Annotated in this window: 16 protein-coding genes and 2 tRNA genes; 9 read left to right on the top strand and 9 right to left on the bottom strand. The window is 69.2% G+C overall.

What is annotated here, in order from left to right; genetic code table 11:
- The first annotated feature begins 2 nt into the window (after positions 1-2).
- The gene (locus E6O51_RS09490) at positions 3-1,367 is read left to right on the top strand and encodes an aspartate aminotransferase family protein (RefSeq protein ID WP_136384745.1); all 1,365 of its coding nucleotides are present in this window, start codon (positions 3-5) and stop codon (positions 1,365-1,367) included.
- A complete protein-coding gene (locus tag E6O51_RS09485) occupies positions 1,364-2,182 on the top strand; it encodes a BKACE family enzyme (RefSeq protein WP_136384744.1) in 819 nt (272 codons plus the stop codon). The genes E6O51_RS09490 and E6O51_RS09485 overlap by 4 nt, the downstream gene beginning before the upstream one ends.
- Before the next feature lie 26 nt (positions 2,183-2,208).
- Here the strand turns inward: E6O51_RS09485 and E6O51_RS09480 are convergent, their stop codons facing one another.
- The 3 genes from E6O51_RS09480 to E6O51_RS09470 form a co-directional block, all read right to left on the bottom strand.
- Positions 2,209-2,436, bottom strand: coding sequence for a hypothetical protein (locus E6O51_RS09480; RefSeq protein ID WP_136384743.1), 228 nt, complete (start codon positions 2,434-2,436; stop codon positions 2,209-2,211).
- 156 nt (positions 2,437-2,592) lie between these two features.
- Positions 2,593-2,907 (bottom strand): S24/S26 family peptidase, encoded by a 315-nt coding sequence (locus E6O51_RS09475; RefSeq protein ID WP_136384742.1) that lies wholly within the window; start codon positions 2,905-2,907, stop codon positions 2,593-2,595.
- Positions 2,908-2,983: 76 nt separating this feature from the next.
- Positions 2,984-3,199: a helix-turn-helix domain-containing protein gene (locus E6O51_RS09470; RefSeq protein WP_168735240.1), complete on the bottom strand. Its 216-nt coding sequence runs from the start codon at positions 3,197-3,199 to the stop codon at positions 2,984-2,986.
- A gap of 263 nt (positions 3,200-3,462) precedes the next feature.
- Here E6O51_RS09470 and E6O51_RS09465 point away from each other — a divergent pair, with 263 nt between their 5' ends.
- The 5 genes from E6O51_RS09465 (at position 3,463) to msrA (ending at position 10,448) form a co-directional block, all read left to right on the top strand.
- Positions 3,463-4,044: an aminodeoxychorismate/anthranilate synthase component II gene (locus tag E6O51_RS09465; RefSeq protein ID WP_136384740.1), complete on the top strand. Its 582-nt coding sequence runs from the start codon at positions 3,463-3,465 to the stop codon at positions 4,042-4,044.
- Positions 4,041-5,081: an anthranilate phosphoribosyltransferase gene (gene trpD, locus E6O51_RS09460; protein WP_136384739.1), complete on the top strand. Its 1,041-nt coding sequence runs from the start codon at positions 4,041-4,043 to the stop codon at positions 5,079-5,081. Before E6O51_RS09465 ends, trpD begins: the two co-directional genes overlap by 4 nt.
- A complete protein-coding gene (gene trpC, locus E6O51_RS09455) occupies positions 5,078-5,866 on the top strand; it encodes an indole-3-glycerol phosphate synthase TrpC (RefSeq protein ID WP_136384738.1) in 789 nt (262 codons plus the stop codon). The genes trpD and trpC overlap by 4 nt, the downstream gene beginning before the upstream one ends.
- A gap of 6 nt (positions 5,867-5,872) precedes the next feature.
- Positions 5,873-9,817: a translocation/assembly module TamB domain-containing protein gene (locus E6O51_RS09450; protein WP_230976750.1), complete on the top strand. Its 3,945-nt coding sequence runs from the start codon at positions 5,873-5,875 to the stop codon at positions 9,815-9,817.
- A 70-nt stretch (positions 9,818-9,887) separates the two neighbouring features.
- A complete protein-coding gene (msrA, locus tag E6O51_RS09445; protein ID WP_136384737.1) occupies positions 9,888-10,448 on the top strand; it encodes a peptide-methionine (S)-S-oxide reductase MsrA in 561 nt (186 codons plus the stop codon).
- 42 nt (positions 10,449-10,490) lie between these two features.
- Here msrA and E6O51_RS09440 read toward each other — a convergent pair whose 3' ends face one another.
- The 4 genes from E6O51_RS09440 to E6O51_RS09420 all read right to left on the bottom strand — a co-directional run bounded on the left by E6O51_RS09440 (position 10,491) and on the right by E6O51_RS09420 (position 14,720).
- Complete coding sequence (locus E6O51_RS09440; RefSeq protein WP_136384736.1) at positions 10,491-11,687, bottom strand: RtcB family protein; 1,197 nt, start codon at positions 11,685-11,687, stop codon at positions 10,491-10,493.
- Positions 11,688-12,148: 461 nt separating this feature from the next.
- Entirely contained in the window at positions 12,149-13,735 is a 1,587-nt protein-coding gene (locus tag E6O51_RS09435) for a TROVE domain-containing protein (RefSeq protein ID WP_136384735.1), read from the bottom strand.
- Positions 13,736-13,894: 159 nt separating this feature from the next.
- Positions 13,895-13,970, bottom strand: a tRNA-Phe gene (locus E6O51_RS09430).
- A 675-nt stretch (positions 13,971-14,645) separates the two neighbouring features.
- Positions 14,646-14,720: transfer RNA gene (locus tag E6O51_RS09420), tRNA-Met, on the bottom strand.
- A 178-nt stretch (positions 14,721-14,898) separates the two neighbouring features.
- On the opposite strand from E6O51_RS09420, the gene E6O51_RS09415 reads away from it, so the two are divergent.
- Both E6O51_RS09415 and E6O51_RS09410 read left to right on the top strand, forming a co-directional pair.
- Entirely contained in the window at positions 14,899-15,186 is a 288-nt protein-coding gene (locus E6O51_RS09415; RefSeq protein ID WP_136384733.1) for a helix-turn-helix domain-containing protein, read from the top strand.
- Between the two features lie 152 nt (positions 15,187-15,338).
- Positions 15,339-16,091, top strand: a complete 753-nt coding sequence (locus E6O51_RS09410) for a hypothetical protein (RefSeq protein ID WP_136384732.1) — start codon at positions 15,339-15,341, stop codon at positions 16,089-16,091.
- Between the two features lie 202 nt (positions 16,092-16,293).
- Here E6O51_RS09410 and E6O51_RS09405 read toward each other — a convergent pair whose 3' ends face one another.
- Both E6O51_RS09405 and E6O51_RS09400 read right to left on the bottom strand, forming a co-directional pair.
- Positions 16,294-16,683, bottom strand: coding sequence for a type II toxin-antitoxin system VapC family toxin (locus E6O51_RS09405; RefSeq protein WP_136384731.1), 390 nt, complete (start codon positions 16,681-16,683; stop codon positions 16,294-16,296).
- Positions 16,683-16,895, bottom strand: coding sequence for an AbrB/MazE/SpoVT family DNA-binding domain-containing protein (locus E6O51_RS09400; RefSeq protein ID WP_136384730.1), 213 nt, complete (start codon positions 16,893-16,895; stop codon positions 16,683-16,685). The genes E6O51_RS09405 and E6O51_RS09400 overlap by 1 nt, the downstream gene beginning before the upstream one ends.
- Between the last annotated feature and the right edge of the window lie 97 nt (positions 16,896-16,992).

Genomic DNA, 16,992 nt, shown 5'->3' with positions numbered 1-16,992 from the left:
GCATGAACGAGGACACCCACGTCTTCTACCGCAACCCCTTCACCGTCTATCCGGTGATCGCGCGCGGGGAGGGCGCCTACCTGTTCGACCAGAAGGGCAAGCGCTACCTGGATGCCTGTGGCGGCGCGGTGGTTTCCGCGCTGGGCCACGATGTGCCGGAAATCGTCGCCGCGCTCAAGGCCCAGCTCGACCGGGTGGAGTTCGCCCACACCAGCCAGTTCACCAACGCCCCGCAGGAAGAACTGGCCGAACTCCTCGCCGACCTGTCCCCGGGCGGGCTCAACCACGCCTATTTCGTCTCCGGCGGCTCGGAGGCGGTGGAATCCGCCATCAAGATGGCGCGCGCCTACTGGGTGCAGATGGGGCGGCCGGAAAAATGGATGGTGATCGGCCGCGAGCAGAGCTACCACGGCAACACCCTGGGGGCGCTGGCCGCCGGCGGCAACCGCTGGCGGCGCGCGCTCTACGAGCCCATGCTCTACCAGCGCCCGCGCGTGGCGCCCTGTTACTGCTACCGCTGTCCCTTCGACAAGGACCCGGCCCACTGTGCGCTGGAGTGCGCGGACGACCTGGAGCGCGCCATCCTCGAAGTCGGCCCCGAGAAGGTCTCCGCCTTCATCGCCGAACCGGTGGTGGGCGCCACCGCCGGCGCGCTGGTGCCCCACGAGAACTACTTCCGCCGCATCCGCGAGATCTGCGACCGCTACGACGTGCTCCTGATCGCCGACGAGGTCATGACCGGCCTGGGGCGCTGCGGCTCCTGGTTCGCCATCAAGCAGTTCGGCGTGGTGCCGGACATGATCTGCCTGGCCAAGGGCCTGGCCGCCGGCTACGTGCCCATCGGCGCCACGCTGGTGCACGACCACATCGTCGACACCTTCCACAACCGCCGCAACATCTTCCAGCACGGCCACACCTACATGGGCCATCCGCTGGCGGCGACGGCCGGCGTGGCGGTCATCAAGTACATCCAGCAGCACAAGCTGATCGAGCGCAGCAGGAAGATGGGCGAGGAGTTGATCGCCCGCCTGCGCGAGGCCCTGCTCGACCACCCGCACGTGGGGGACATCCGCGGCCGGGGGCTCTTCGTCGGCATCGAATTCGTCCTCGACCGCGCCACCAAGCAGCCCTTCGAACCGGAACTGGGCTTCCACCGCGTGCTGGGCGAAACTGCCTTCGCCAACGGCCTCATCGTCTATCCCATGGGCGGCACGCTGGACGGCCGCCGCGGCGACCACGTACTGATCGCGCCGCCCTTCATCATCACCAAGCAGCAGATCGGACGCCTGGTGGACCTGCTGGTCAAGTCCCTGGACGCCACGGTCTACAAGCTGCGCGACAGGATCGCCGCGGCCATGCTGCCATGAGCGTCCCGGTGGCCATCACCGTCGCCCCCAACGGCGCGCGCCGCGGCAAGGGCGACCATGCCGCGATCCCCCTCACGCTGGACGAGATCGTCACCGAGGCGCGCGCCTGCCGCGCCGCCGGCGCCTCCATCCTGCACCTGCACGTGCGCGACGCCGATGGCCGCCACAGCCTGGACCCGGCGCGCTACCGCGACACCCTGGCGGCGGTGCGGGAAGCCTGCGACATCGTGCTGCAGCCCACCACCGAGCGGGTGGGGATCTTCTCGCCGGCCGACATGATGCGGGTGCAGCGCGAGCTGGCGCCGGAGATGATCACCTTCAACCTGCAGGAGCTGCTGGACCCGGACGACGCCGGCCAGACCGCCACAGTGCGCGGCTTCCTCGCCGACACGGCCGCCGCCGGCACCGTGCCCCAGTACATCGTCTACAGCCCCGAACAGCTCGCCGTGCTGCGCCGCTGGTGGGAGGATGGCTGGCTGCCCCAGGCCGAACCGTACGTGCTCATCGTGCTCGGCCGCTACGCCGGTTCCGTCAGCCGCCCCGCGGACATCCTCAACTACCTGCCTTTCCTGCCCCAAGGCTGGCGCTGGGGCGTGTGCGCCTTCGGGGGCGAGGAACTGGCCTGCGTGGTGCAGGCAGCGCTGGCCGGCGGGCACTGCCGGGTCGGCTTCGAGAACAATCTCGTTGCCGCCGACGGCACGCCGCTCGCCGGCAACGCCGAGCAGGTCGGGCGGCTGGCGGGCATCCTCGTCCAACTGGGTTTCTCTGTTGCCGACCCGGCCGCGGTGCGGCGAATGTTCGGCATCGCCCCGTGATTCGTACCGCCGCTGCGGGTGGCCCATCACCAGCCCGGCCGATGCACGCTGCGCTGCATGACCATGCCGTTGGAGGGCGCACGGTATACGGACCCCGCGGGGATGGCGTCGGGGGCGTCCAGGGCGCCGATGGCCTCGTCGCTGACGGGTTCCGAGAGGTCGCAGCCCGCGGGTTTGTATTCCGGACGGATGGTGCCGAGGAAATTGAGTTGCAGCCTTCGATTCAGTGGCAGCGGCAGGACCGGCCTTCGCATCGGGGTTCCTTTCCTGCCGCAGTTGCGGCAGCGAAACGGCAGAAAAGGCAAATATCGCATTAACGATATTTCGTGTAAATCGATGTGTCGATATTCTGGCGTGACGCATTTCGCATGAAGCGCCCGGTTCAGGGCACTTTGCCGCCGGGCACGGGGTCAGCGCTTGTGCCTGGGGCGCTTGAGCGGAGGGGGATAGCAGGTCAGAGCGACGCCCACCAGTTCGCAACTGCCATCGAGCGGCTGCGCGCTGTCCGGGGCGTCGGTCGTCAGGTACTCGGCGCCCTGGACGGCGATGATCCGGCGCAGCACGGGAGGGCCGCCCGCGATGCGCGCCAGCACGATGTCGCCCGCGCGGTGTTCGGCCAGGCGGTCGATCCACACGTGGAATCCCTTGGAAACGGACATGGCGCCCGGACCGGCCAGGGCTTCCTGAGCGATCCAGACGAACTCGTCCGCATAGCGTTTCGCCATGACTTCCTCGGCCAAGAATACCGGGAGATTATGCACGGGAACTGACGCCGTTCGGTCCGCATAGTAGGACGGCCTGTCATGGCCTTCGCTTCCCGCCTCGCCCTTCCGCGAGCCAGAGTGCTTCGACGCCGAGCGCTGCAGCGAGCTTGGGGGTGAAAGTCGATGTCGGAACGTGATTGTTCTCGATGTCGGACAGGTTGCCCTGCGACATGCCCACCGTCCTGGCAAGCTGCGCCTGCGACAGTCCGGCCTCCTTGCGCGCCGCCTTGAGGCGTGATCCGAAAGTTCTCATATCGGCATTCTGATATCGCCGCTGATCGTTGCATCGATTCGGTCCTCGAATGGGCATCGGCAGGCCGATATTTCCTTCTTGCCGGGGATTGGTGCAGACGTCATCCGGGCCTCGGGCCGTTCGTCATGCCGGCATGGACGGCTCCCGGGGTGTCGGCGGCGCGGGAAAGGCCGGTGGGTAGCCCGGCGGGTATAATCAGCGGTTTCCGTACGGCGCGTCTTCCCGGCGCGCGAAAATGCGGGTACCAAGGCGGGTATCAAACCATGCTGCTGATGATCGACAACTACGACAGCTTCACCTACAACCTGGTGCAGTACTTCGGCGAGCTGGGCGAGCAGGTCAAGGTGTATCGCAACGACGAGATCACCCTGGAACAGATCGGGCTGCTGAAGCCGGACCACCTGGTGATTTCCCCGGGCCCGTGTACGCCGGCCGAGGCCGGCATCTCGGTGCCGGCCATACGCGAGTTCGCGGGGAAAATCCCCATCCTCGGCGTGTGCCTGGGCCACCAGAGCATCGGTGCGGCCTTCGGCGGGCGCATCGTGCATGCGCAGAAGCTGATGCACGGCAAGACCTCGCCCGTGCATCACATCGACGCCGGCGTGTTCCGCGGCCTGCCCAACCCGCTCACCTGCACGCGCTACCACTCGCTCGCCATCGAGCGCGCCAGCCTGCCGGACTGCCTGGAGATCACCGCCTGGACCGACGACGGCGAGATCATGGGCGTGCGCCACAAGACTTTGGCGGTGGAGGGCGTGCAGTTTCACCCCGAATCCATCCTCACCGAGCACGGCCACGACCTGCTCCGGAACTTCCTCGAACAGACCCGGGAGACCGTGCAATGACGATCACCGCCCAGCAGGCCCTGCAGCGCACCATCGACCATCGGGAGATTTTCTTCGACGAGATGCTCTCGCTGATGCGCCAGATCATGGCGGGCGAAATCTCCCCGGTGATGACCGCTGCGATCCTGACCGGCCTGCGGGTCAAGAAGGAGACCATCGGCGAGATCACCGCCGCGGCCACGGTGATGCGCGAGCTCTCGCTCAAGGTGCGCGTGGCCCCGCCCCACGACCACTTCCTCGACGTGGTCGGCACCGGCGGCGACGGCTCGCACACCTTCAACATCTCCACGGCCACCATCTTCGTCGCTGCCGCGGCCGGCGCGCGGGTCGCCAAGCACGGCGGGCGCAGCGTGTCGTCCAAGTCCGGCGCGGCCGACGTGCTGGAGGCGCTGGGCGTCCGGCTCGACCTCACCCCCGAGCAGATCGCCGCCTGCGTGGAAGCGACCGGCGTCGGCTTCATGTTCGCCCCCGCCCACCACGCCGCGATGAAGAACGTCGCCCCGGTGCGGCGCGAGATGGGCGTGCGCACCCTCTTCAACATCCTCGGGCCGCTCACCAACCCTGCCGGCGCGCCCAACACGCTGATGGGCGTCTTCCATCCCGACCTGGTCGGCATCCAGGCCCGCGTGATGCAGCGCCTGGGCGCCAACCACGTGCTGGTCGTGCACGGCCTGGACGGCATGGACGAAGCCAGCCTGGGCGCGGCCACGCTGGTGGGCGAGCTGAAGGACGGGGAGGTGACGGAGTACCAGATCCACCCCGAGGACTACGACCTGGCCATGGCCGGCACGCGCAACCTGCGCGTGGAGGACGCCGCGGAATCCCGCCAGGTGCTGCTGGGCGCGCTGGAGAACAAGCCCGGCCCGGCCCGCGAGATCGTCATCTTCAACGCCGGCGTGGCGCTCTACACCGCCAACCTGGTGGATTCCATCGGCGCCGGCATCCTGCGCGCGCGGGAGACCGTCGCCAGCGGCGCGGCCCGCGCCAAGCTGGACGAGTTCGTGCGCTTCACGCAGCAGTTCGGGAGTGCTGCATGAGCGACATCCTGGCGCGCATCAACGCCGTCAAGCGCGAGGAAGTCGCCGCCGGCCGGGCCGCCGTGCCCCAGGCCGGGATCGAGCGCGCCGTCGCCGCCCAGCCGCCGGCCCGCGACTTCGTCGGCGCGCTGCGCGCCAAGATCGCCCTCGGCCGCCCCGCGGTGATCGCCGAGATCAAGAAGGCCAGCCCCTCCAAGGGCGTGCTGCGGGAGGACTTCCGTCCCGCCGAGATCGCCGCCTCCTACGAGGCCGCCGGCGCGGCCTGCCTGTCGGTGCTGACCGACCGCCAGTTCTTCCAGGGCGCGCCGGAATACCTGCAGGCCGCCCGCGCCGCCTGCGCGCTGCCGGTGTTGCGCAAGGACTTCCTGGTGGACCCCTGGCAGGTGTACGAAGCGCGCGCCATGGGCGCCGACGCCATCCTGCTCATCGCCGCTTCCCTGTCCGTGGCCGAGATGCGCGAGATGGAAACCATCGCCCATCGCCTCGGCATGGGGGTGCTGGTGGAGGTGCACGACGGCGCCGAGCTGGACCTCGCGCTGCAGCTCGCCACGCCGCTCGTCGGCATCAACAACCGCAACCTGCGCACCTTCGAAGTCTCCCTGCAGACCACGCTGGATCTCCTCGCACGCATCCCGGCCGGGCGCATCGTGGTCACCGAATCCGGCATCCTGCGCCCCGACGACGTGGCGCTGATGCGCGCCCATGCGGTCAACGCCTTCCTGGTCGGCGAAGCCTTCATGCGCGCCGACGACCCCGGCGAGGGCCTGCGCACCCTGTTCGGCTGACGGATCGTGGGCGGGACGCAGGACGCCACCCCGCCCGCCGCGCGCCGCCCCTGGCTCGCCGCGGCCGGCCTCGCCGTCGCCGCGCTGCTCGCGCTGGCGTGGCTGCTGGGCAGCGAATCCGGCCTGCACGCCGCCCTGCGCCTGGCGGGTTGGGCCAGCGGCGGGCAGTTCTCGGCTTCGGCGGCTTCCGGTCGCCTGCTCGGCCCGCTGGCGGTCGGTAGCCTGCGCTTCGACAACCCCACGCTGCGCGTCGCCGTCGAGGGACTGCAGTTCGACTGGCAGCCGGCCGCGCTGCTGTCCGGGCGCGTGCACATCGACCGCCTGGCGGCGGCCGGACTCGCCATCGCCAGCGCGCCGGACGAAAGCCCGTCCACCGCGCCGCCCACGCCCCCCGCATCGCTGCGCCTGCCGTTCGCGTTCGCCCTCGACCGCCTGCAGGTGGACCGTGTGGCCGTGCTGCCCTGGCAGGCGGAAGCCGACGCCGCGCCGCTCTTCGCCGTCGAGCACATCTCCGGCACCGCCCGGGGCGGAGCGGAGGGGCACCGGGTCGCGGACCTCGCCCTCGATCTGCCGGGCGTCCGCGTGGTGCTCGAAGAATTCGAGCTGGCGGGCGATGCGCCCTTCGCGCTGGCCGGCCTGGGGCGGGTGGAAGGCCGGCTCGCCGAGCGCCCCTTCGCCGCGCGCTATGAGCTGGCCGGCGACCTGCTCGCGCCGCGACTGCGCCTCGACGCCCAGGGCGAGGGCCTGGCCGGGCAGGCCGACGTGCTCGCCGCGCCCTTCGCCGCCGTACCGGTGCGTCGCCTGCAGCTCGCCCTCGGCGAGGTGGACCCGGCCGCCTTCGTCGAAGGCGCGCCCCAGGCCGCGCTGCGCCTGAACGCCGACCTGCAGGGCGAAGCGGCGGCTCCCGGCGACGATGCCGCACAGGCATGGGCCCTGGCCGGGCCGTTGAGCGTGGACAACGCTCTGCCCGGCACCTTGGACGCGAACCGCCTGCCCTTCACCCGGATCGCGGGCCGTCTGCACTGGCACACCCGGCAGACGCGGGTCGATGCCCTCGAAGCCCTCCTGCCCGGCGACGGCCGGCTGACCGGCTGGCTCGCCTGGACGCCGCCGCCCGCGGCGGAGGAAGGGGAGGAGGACGCGCCGCCCAGCCTGCTCCCCGGCCGCCTGCAGGCCGAGATATCCCTGACCCGCATCGTCCCCGCCCTGCTGCATGCGGCCCTGCCGGAGCTCTCCGTGTCCGGCGAAGTCACCGCGGAGGCGGCCGGCGCGCAGCAGAACCTCGCCCTGCGCCTGCAGGCGGAAGGCGCGAAGCTGGATGCCCGTCTTGCGTTGGACGGCAGCGCCGACGCCACCGCGCCCGCGTTCGACCTCACCGCCGCGCTGCGCGGCCTGGACCCACAGCGGGTGCAGGCCGAACTGCCGGCCGGCCGGCTGGGGTTCGACGCAGCGGCGCGCGGCCGGCTCGGCGATCCGCTGCGGGCCGAACTGGACCTCAAACTGGCCGACAGCCTACTGTCCGGCCAGGCGTTCACGGGCGGCGGGCGGCTGAAGCTGGAGGGCACGCGGCTCACGGATGCCGACCTGGCGCTGGCGCTGGCCGGCAACCGGGTGCTGCTCGCCGGCGCCTGGGGCGCGCCCGGCGACCGCCTGCACGTGGCGGTGGACGCGCCGCGGCTGGCCGCGCTGGGATTCGGCCTCGGCGGGCGGCTCGGCGTGTCGGCCATGCTGACCGGCACGCCCGCCGAACCGGCGGGGGAGTTCGCCCTCTTCGCCGAGCGCCTGACGCTGCCGGGCGGCGTGTATCTGGTCGGCGCCAACGGGCAGGGCCGCCTCGACGCCGGGCTGGAGGGGCCGTTCCAGTTGGCGCTCGGGCTCTCCGGCCTGGGCGCGGCGGATGGAGAAGGCGCCGCCTGGCTGGATACCGCCCACCTCGCCGCGGCGGGTACGCGGAGCACTCATCGCGTCGGCCTGTCCGCCGTGCGCGGCGAGGACACGGTGACGGCCGAGCTGGACGGCGGCCTGCACGAGGGCGAGGGCAGGAACGCCGCGCTCCACTGGCGCGGACGACTGAGCCGGCTGGAAAGTACGGGCGTGTTTCCGGCCCGTCTGGTCGAGCCCGCCGACCTGCAGGCCGGCCCCGAGCGCGTCGAACTCGGCCCCGCGCAACTGGATGCCGGCGGGCAGGGCAGTATCCGCCTGGCGCGCACCCTGTGGACGCCCCGGGCCGCGGAACTGCGCGGCACGCTGACGGGGCTGTCCTTCGGCCTGCACCAGCGCGCCGACGGCCGCCGGCGGCGCGGGCCGGGGGCACTGGTGCTGGGCGCGGAGTGGGACCTGCGTCTGGCCGACGCGGTGGAAGGCGAACTGCGCCTGTACCGGGAGTCGGGCGACCTGGAGGTGAGCGGCGAGATCAGCACCCGCCTGGGCCTGGAGCATTTCGAGGCCTGGCTCACCGCCCGCGACAACCGTTTGGCCCTGTCGCTGGACGCCCGCGGCAGCGAGTTCGGCACCCTGTCCGGCTCGGCCACCGCCCTGGCCGAGCGTGCGCCCGCGGGCGGCTGGCGCCTGGTGCCGGACGGCGAACTGCTCGGCTCGGCGCGTCTCGCCATGCCGTCCATCGCCTGGATGGGGCGGCTGATGCAGCAGAACGTGGACACCGCGGGCAGCCTGGAAGCCGAATTCACCGTGGCCGGTACGCCCGCCGATCCGCTGGCGAGCGGGCGCATCGCCGGGCGCGACATCTCCATCGCCCTCGTGGACCAGGGCCTGCACCTGTCCGGCGGCGAGATCGCCGCCCAGTTCGACCGCGACCGCCTGCGCCTCGCGCGCCTGGCCTTCGTCTCCCCCAACCGGGTGCGCCCCCACGATCCGCGCCCGCCGGTGGACCGGCTCACCGCCACGCCGGGCACGCTCACCGCGAGCGGCGAGATCGCGCTGGACAGCGGCGCCGGGCACTTCGCCTTCCGCGCCGACCGCCTGCCGCTGCTGCAGCGCCCCGACCGCTGGCTGATCCTGTCCGGCACGGGTGAAGCCCGTTCCACCTGGACCACGCTCAGTCTCGACGCCGATTTCCGCGCCGATGCGGGCTACGTGGAAATCGCCGACACCCCGGCCCCCAGCCTGTCCGACGATGTGGTCGTGCTCGGCCGCGAACCCGCCAGCGGCGGCGGGCTGGGTGTGGAAGCCGACATCCGCGTGGCCCTCGGCGACCACCTCTACCTGTCGGCGCTGGGTGTGGATACCCGCCTCACCGGCGAACTCCACCTGCGCCGCAGCGATGGCCGTCCCCTGGCCGCCACCGGCACCATCGCCACCGCGGGCGGCACCTTCCGTGGCTATGGGCAGAACCTGACCATAGAGCGCGGCCTGATCAACTTCCAGGGCGCGCTGGACAATCCCGGCCTCAACGTCGTCGCCCTGCGCAAGGGCCTGGCGGTGGAAGCGGGCGTGGCCGTAGTCGGCACCGCACGCCGGCCCCAGGTGCGGCTGGTGTCGGAGCCCTCGGTGCCGGACCCGGAAAAGCTGTCGTGGATCGTCCTCGGCCGCGCGCCGGACGCCGCCGCCGGTGCCGACCTCGGCCTGCTGCTGCCCGCCGCGCAGGCGCTCCTCGGCGGCCCCGGCGGCGGCATGACCGACCAGCTCTCCCGCAGCCTGGGCTTCGACGAATTCTCCATCGGCGAAGGCGAAGTGGGCGGCGTGTCGCGCCGCGCCACCAGCCGCGTGGTGGGCAGCGGCACCGCCGTGGACGGCGGGGGCACCGTCGGGGGGCAGGTGCTCACGCTGGGCAAGCGGCTGTCCTCGGACGTCTTCCTGTCCTTCGAGCAGAGCCTGGGCGGCGCCGAAAGCCTGGTCAAGCTCACTTACCAGCTCAGCCGGCGGGTGTCGCTGGTGGCCCGCGGCGGCACCGACAACGCCATCGACGCCTATTACACATTTTCCTTCCGATGAGCCGGAATGCTTCCGTGATGGCACGGTCTTAGCTTGCGAGATCAGAACAGACCCGACAGAGGAGGACGCCATGAACGAGAACCTGACAACCCCGGTAACCGAAACCGCCATCCTCGGCGGCGGCTGCTTCTGGTGCCTGGAGGCGGTGTTCCGTGAGGTGGAGGGGATACGGGCCGTGACCTCCGGCTATGCCGGCGGCCACCTGGAAGCACCCACCTACCGCGAGGTCTGTGAAGGCGGCACCGGTCATGCCGAAGTGGTGCGCATCGAATACGACCCCGTGGCCATCGGCTTCCGCGACCTGCTGGAAATCTTCTTCACCATCCACGACCCCACCACGCTCAACCGCCAGGGCAACGACATCGGCGCCCAGTACCGCTCCATCATCCTCGCCACCAGCGACGCGCAACTGCACGAGGCGCTGGCGGTGATCGAGGAGATGGGTGAAGCGCGCATCTTCCCGTCGGCCATCGTCACCAGGGTGGAGCGCGCCGGCACCTTCTGGCCCGCTGAAGTCGAGCACCACGAGTATTTCGTGCGCCACTCCGACCTGCCCTACTGCCAGTACGTGGTGGCGCCCAAGGTGGCCAAGTTCCGCGAGAAGTTCGCCGCGCGCCGGCGCAAGGGGTGATCCGCCGGGGGCGGGCGGGGGCTTCCCCGCAGTCTCGTCGGCTCACCCCTTCACGCACAGCACCTGCTTGAGCGTGTGCAGGGTCTCGGTCAGATCCTTCTGGTTTTCCATTACCGTATCGATGTCCTTGTAGGCACCGGGAATCTCGTCCACCACGCCGTTGTCCTTGCGGCAGATCACCCCGTCGGTCTGGCGCGCGAGGTCGGCCGCGGTGAACAGCTTTTCCGCCGCGGTCCGGCTCATGCGGCGGCCCGCGCCATGGGCGCTCGACGTGAAGCTCTCGGGATTGCCCAGGCCGCGCACGATGTAGCTCTTCGCCCCCATGCTGCCGGGGATGATGCCCAGATCGCCCTCGCGGGCGCGGATCGCGCCCTTGCGCGTCACCCACACGTTGGTGCCGAAGTGGTTTTCCTGCGCCACGTAGTTGTGGTGGCAGTTGACCACCTCGCTGGTCACGTCGAACTCCGGCAGATGGCGGCCCAGCGCCTTCAGCACCAGATCGACCATGCACTCGCGGTTCTGCAGCGCGTATTCCTGCGCCCAGCTCACCGCCTCGACGTAGTCGTCGAAGTGCTCGCTGCCTTCGGGGAAATAGGCGAGATCCCTGTCCGGCAGATGGATCATCCAGCGCTCCATGTCCTCGCGCGCCAACTGGATGAAGTAATCCGCCAGCGCATTGCCGATGCCGCGGCTGCCCGAGTGCAGCATCACCCAGACCTGGCCGGATTCATCCAGACAGACCTCGATGAAATGGTTGCCGCCACCCAGCGTGCCCATCTGGTTCATCCATTTGGAGAACTTGCCGAAGGCCTTGAGCAGTTGCGGATGCTTCTCCGTCATCCTGTCCAGGCGCGCCTCGAAGGGCATGGCCGCGTGCAGCAGCACGTCCGCGTCCTTGTGCTGGGCGCGGCCGACCGGCACGTCGCGGCTGATCTGGTCGAAGACCTTCTTCAGCGATTTCTCGTCGATGTCGTTCGCCGTCAGCGACAGGCGGCAGGCCACCATGCCGCAGCCGATATCCACGCCGACTGCCGCCGGAATGATCGCCCTGTGGGTGGCGATGACCGAGCCGATGGTCGCGCCTATGCCCAGGTGCACGTCCGGCATAGCCGCGACATGGTGATGGACGAAGGGCAGGCTGGCGATGTTGGCCAGTTGCTGCCGCGACCTGTCGTCGATGTCTTCGGTCCAGATCTTGATCGGGACGCGCTGTCTGGCGATGACTTCACGAATGGGCATGAAACACTGCTCCCTGTATCAAATGGGTGGGGCGACAAGATCGTTCCGGCGGGGAGCCTTTTGCCGGCGGCTCCCGGCATCCCCGAAGGGATGCCCGCACGGTTTCCCGACCATGCTGCCGGTGCTGCCTGTCGGATGTAGTCGAAACGGCATTCGCCCCGAAAAGGGTGCGACGACAAGAGGGTGGTCAATCCACTGGATGGCAGTGGTGCGTTTGGAGCGCTATGGATGTATTGACCAATGCATTCGTCGCGAAAAATTGCAGCGACAAGGTTGCCGGCACGCAGGGCTTGCGCCCCCGTTGCTCTACCGACTGAGCCACACGATCCGGTGCGCTGGATCGCGGGAGGACTCGAACCTCCGACCCACGGTTATCGAGATGTAGTGTCGACGGCATTCGCTGCGTAAAGGGTGGTGCGACAACAATCGACGGGTTGTGCGCGGGCAGAGCCCACGGATTATCAGTCCGATGCAGTCCCGTCCGCATTCGCGCCGTGAGCCTCTTCGAGTTTCACCTCATCAATCTCCTTGATCCAGAAATCCGCCCCCATCTGCCCGGCCGCGAAGCTCGCCAGCAGATCGAAAACGGCGTCTGAAAAGCCGCCTACGTGCAGCACGTCATCCCGCGGCGCGGCCTGTACGGTGCCGTAGGGCTGCAGGTCGATGCACGCCAGCCGGGCATCCCGATTGCGCTGGCGGAACGCTTCCCACTGGCGCATCGTCTCCGTCGGCCCTCTGCCCGTATCCGCCCAGGACTGGTTGTCCGAGACGAGGATCACGGTGTCGCCTTGCGCGGCCTCGCGGTTCAGCAGGGCGAAGGCGCTGGAGACGGCCGTGCCGCCACCGAGCTGCGCCGCGGTCCGGCCGGTGTTGGTCGCCACACTGTCGCGCGGGTTGAGATCCAGCATCCGCGCGGCGGTATCGAAGGCGATCACCCCGGCAAGCGGATTCCTGCGCAACACCGCCGCGGCGATCAGACCCGCCACATCCACGCAGCGCACCGCCGTCGTCGCACCCCGGCGATAGCCGGTGACCGGCGAGCCCATGGAGCCCGACACATCCACCAGTACCCAGGTCCGGCCGGGCAGTTCCGGCACGTTGGCGAGCGAGGCGTCCAGCGCATCCTGCAAGGCCAGCTTCACGACCGCCGGCACCTCGGGCACGGCCTGGGCATGCGCCACCAGCAACTGGTACGGGTAGGCGCGCGCCCGGCGGATCGCTTCCGGATCGCACAGGCGGCGGGCGACGACCTCGTCCGCCTCGCCGCCGAACACGCCGTGGCGGGCGAAGGTGTTGAGGTTCATGCGCGTCATCTGCCACGGCGCGCGCAGGGCGATGTCCGTCCATTGCGCCGTGCTCAGTGGCGCGCCGGTCAGCAGGCGGAACTCCGCGTCCGGCATCGCGCCTTCGCCGCGCTTGAACGCTTCGAAGGCGCGCACGATCTCCGGCAGCCTGCTCTCGTCGACGGACTTGCCGATCAGCCAGCCGTAGAAGGCCTCGCGGGTGGCGTCCGCCGGGCGCGGATGCATCATCTTCACGATGTCGGCCAGCGAAGGCTGGTTGCCCACGGAGGCGTTGAGCAGGCGGCGGTCGTCGGCCTGCTCAAGCCAGCGCTGGACCAGCCGCTTGGGCGCGGTGCCCAGCGACTTCCGCCCGGTCCGGCCGGAGCGCACGATCTGCACGAAGTTGCGCAGCATGCGGCCGTTGTCGATGACCCGCTCGAAGACGATGCGCGCCAGGCGGCTGTCCTTGCGCGTCAGGATGGCGGCGATCAGCGCCGGTACGTCCTTCATGTATCCCCGCTGCCGGGCGTAAATGGCCGCCCGGGCGAGGAATTCCGCGTCGACTTCTTCCGCCAGCCCGAGCAGCGCGTCGAGCTGGGCCGCCGCGTCGGCGTAGAAGGTGCCGTTAAGCGTCCCCGTCATCAGATACTGGGCGAGCCGGGCAGGGGCGGGCAGCCGGTACGCGCTGCCGCCCGCCTCGTTGCCGGCATCGGCCGCCGGTAGCAGGCGCCCCCGGCTGGATGCGAAGAGTTGCGTGTTTGCCATGTTCTTGTTCTCCTTTCCTGCCATTGCAGGGGCATTGTCGTCCCGTGGCAGGCTCACGGAATGAGCCTGCCGGACTGGGGTGTTCGACCGGTTACGATCCGGTACCTTCTGGGTCACAGCCAGACATGCAGACCACTACACCACGAACACCATCCAAGCTGGTGCCTCCCCGCCGAATCGAACGGCGTCCTCCTGTTCTTCAGACAGGCGCGCAGACCACTTACGCCAGAGAGGCTTGGGCCGGCCGAAGCATTGGCAGCGGCACACTCCCAGCAATGCGCTGCTGCAAGTACTCCGGCACACGCTTCGACTCGCGGCGGAGCGCGGCCTTTGCCTGCCGCCGCTGCGCCTTTTCCGTTTTTCCATGCGCTCCGGCCTTGCGGAACTTAGCGCTGGCCACGTAGGGGTTACGCGGTTTCGTCCTGGGTTTCATGGTTTCATCTCCCTGAGCATTTCCCGCGCGGCGGCTTCCCGCCGCAGTTTTCCAAACCCGCAATGGCCCAGTTCCCGGTGCTTTGCCCACCCGTTCATCTTGTTGGGCTTGCACAGCAGGCACCCGGCGCGGGCGTTCTTGCTGCGTTTGCGTTTGTGATGCATGGCGCTATTCCTCATGCCGAAAAACAAAAAGCCCGGATTCCTTGCGGAGATCCGGGCTGGGCGATTGCTGCCGCCGTGGGAGGGATGGCTATGCCATGCCGCGCTCCCGCCTGAATCTCCGCGCACCCGGATTCCGCCAATGGCCGTAACCCGCCTGGCCCTTGCCTGTGCCAAAGCCGGTAAATCGCGATTCGCCGCCCATCGAGCCCATGGCCCGCTCGCCCGCCAGGCGGCAAGCCACGGCCGGGCAGGCGCCGAAAGCGGCCTGCCGGCTGGTCGGTATCGAAGCGATGGACATGGTTTTCATGATAATTGGATGCGGGAAACGGATTCGAACCGCCGACCTCTGGGTTATGAGCCCGGCACGCTGCCACTGCGCTGCCCCGCGTCTGTTCCTTGTGCTTGCCGCCCCGAAGGGGCAATGAAGAAAGAATGTCGGCGGATCATACGGACAGATTCTGCGATGGTCAATCGTTTTATGAAAGATTTTTGCTGATTAGGGTGTTTTGCTACACTGCGCGCACAACAGTCCGTCCGAACCCCTTCCCGTCCTGAGGAATCGCCCCATGCTCCGCCCCGTCCCCGCCCAGGGCAGCCCGGTCACCCTGGCCTTTCGCATCCGCGTCGTCATGGCCGAACGGGGCATCCGCTCCGTGGCGGCCCTGCAACGGATGTTGAAAACCATAGGCGTCGATATTTCCGTCCCCCAACTGATCCGCATCGTCGACGGCCAATCCACCCATGTGTCCACCGCCGTGCTGGGCGGACTGGTCGCCGTGCTCCGGTGCGGCATCGAAGACCTCATCGCCGTGACCCCGACGGAAAACCGGCAGGAAACCGTTCCCAGCGCCTGACGGCGCTCGCTGGGTCGGGGCCACGGCTGTTCCAACAGACCGGCGAACGCCGCAATCACAAACATGGCCGGATTGTGCGCGGGGCGCAGGCTCACTGTGTGAGCCACCGGCGGTAGAACAATGGCCGCATCCTTATCCCCGCGAGACGCTCCATGGAAAACGAAACCTCCGTGCTGCCCGGCCATGTCGTCCTGCTCGGCCAGGCCCTGCGCCCGCTGCGGGCCGCCCTGGCGCGGCATCTGGAAACGTCCGTGGCGCAAACCGGGTTCGACGCGGACTTTGCCGCCACCGCGCGGCACAGCCTGGATGCCATCGACCTGGACGTCCGGCGCATCTGCGCCGCCGCGCTGGAACCCATGGGGCGGCTCGCGGCGCTGGACCGCTGCGGCGACGCGGAAATTCTCGGCGCGGCTCAGGATTTCCAAGCCGTCCTTCTGCCGCTCATGAATGGCCATACGCGGATTGCCGCCCTGCGGGTGCCAGGCGAGGATGCTCACGCGCACGGGCTTCTGCTGGATACCTATCGCCATCACCTGCGCAATGTGCTCTGCTGGCTGGAAGAGCTGACGGACTCCATCGCCGATCCCGTGGGCGCGTTGCGGCGGCGGGGTTTGCCGACGACGGGCCGCGTGGAATTGCGCGTCAGGCTGACCTCGACGCTGGCGCCGCAGCGCATCGAACTGGGAGTCTGGATCGCGCAGCGGGAGTTGCTGACGGCCCAACGGCACCGGAATACCCTGCCGTCCGCCCGGCCTGCGGTACGAACGGACTACGGTTCGGGCGGATTCGCCCCGCTGCCGGCTTGCCCCAAAGCCGGGCTCGGTTTCTGGGGGACGCTGGGCGCCGTCGTACTGGGCGTCGGCATTGCCGGCATGCTGTTCGGCGACGATTGCGATTGTGAATGAGGGATGCGTAATGACCCGGAGGCATTGCAGTTCACGGAATTGCGAGCCGGAAGGACGGTGAGCCATGGGCGGGGACGAATGAACGGCGCGTTGGGCTGACGGAGGAAGCCCGACATCTTCCGGTGGGAGTGTGCGCTGCGTGTTGGGTTTCGCTGCGCTCGTCCCGACCTGCGGGCCGATCCTCCCCGGCAACCGGCGGGATTCAGGCCGTCTTGGTAAACAGGACCACGCCCGGCAGCCCTTCGAAATGGGCGTCGCAGGTGAGCAGTTCGGCGCCCCCGCGCAGTGCCGTCGCATAGACGATGGCATCGGCGGTGGCCAGCCTGCGGGCGCGGTGCAGGTCCGCCGCCCGCAGCGCAATGGCGGTATCCAGCGGCACGACCACGCATTTCTGCGTGTAGGCGATCACCTGGTCGGCCCGGTCTTCGCCGAGTTCGCGCACCAGCCACTTCGATAGTTCGAGCTGCACGATGGTCGGAACGATGAGCCGGGGCTTGTCCGGGAACTGCCCGCCGAGCGTCCTGCCCAGCGCGCTGCCGGTGAGCCATTCGATCCAGGCCGAGGTATCGACCACGCGCGGCGGCGTCGCCATCAGTAGCGGTCTTCCCGGTCGCGGTAGCCGTCGGTGCGGACGCCCTGGGCGATGCCGGCCAGTTCGTCCAGTTCGGGTACGGGCATCACCAGCACGCCCTTGCCCTTGGGGATGAAAACGAACTCCTGCCCGGCCTGCCAGTGCTGTTCCTCGCGTACGGCCTTGGGAATGGAGATCTGGAACTTGCTGGACAGGGTGGCGGTAGCGGACATGGTCGTACCCTCTGAATATCGATTGCGGTTTGGTAAGAATAAGTGACTTTGCCCTGGGCGGCCAGCCGCATGTCCGCCCTTTTCCAAGGCACGCGCT

Source organism: Pseudothauera rhizosphaerae, assembly GCF_004801305.1.
Classification (GTDB): domain Bacteria; phylum Pseudomonadota; class Gammaproteobacteria; order Burkholderiales; family Rhodocyclaceae; genus Pseudothauera; species Pseudothauera rhizosphaerae.
Note: the sequence above shows the minus strand (reverse complement) of the source record. Positions and strands in the feature narration are given on the sequence as shown.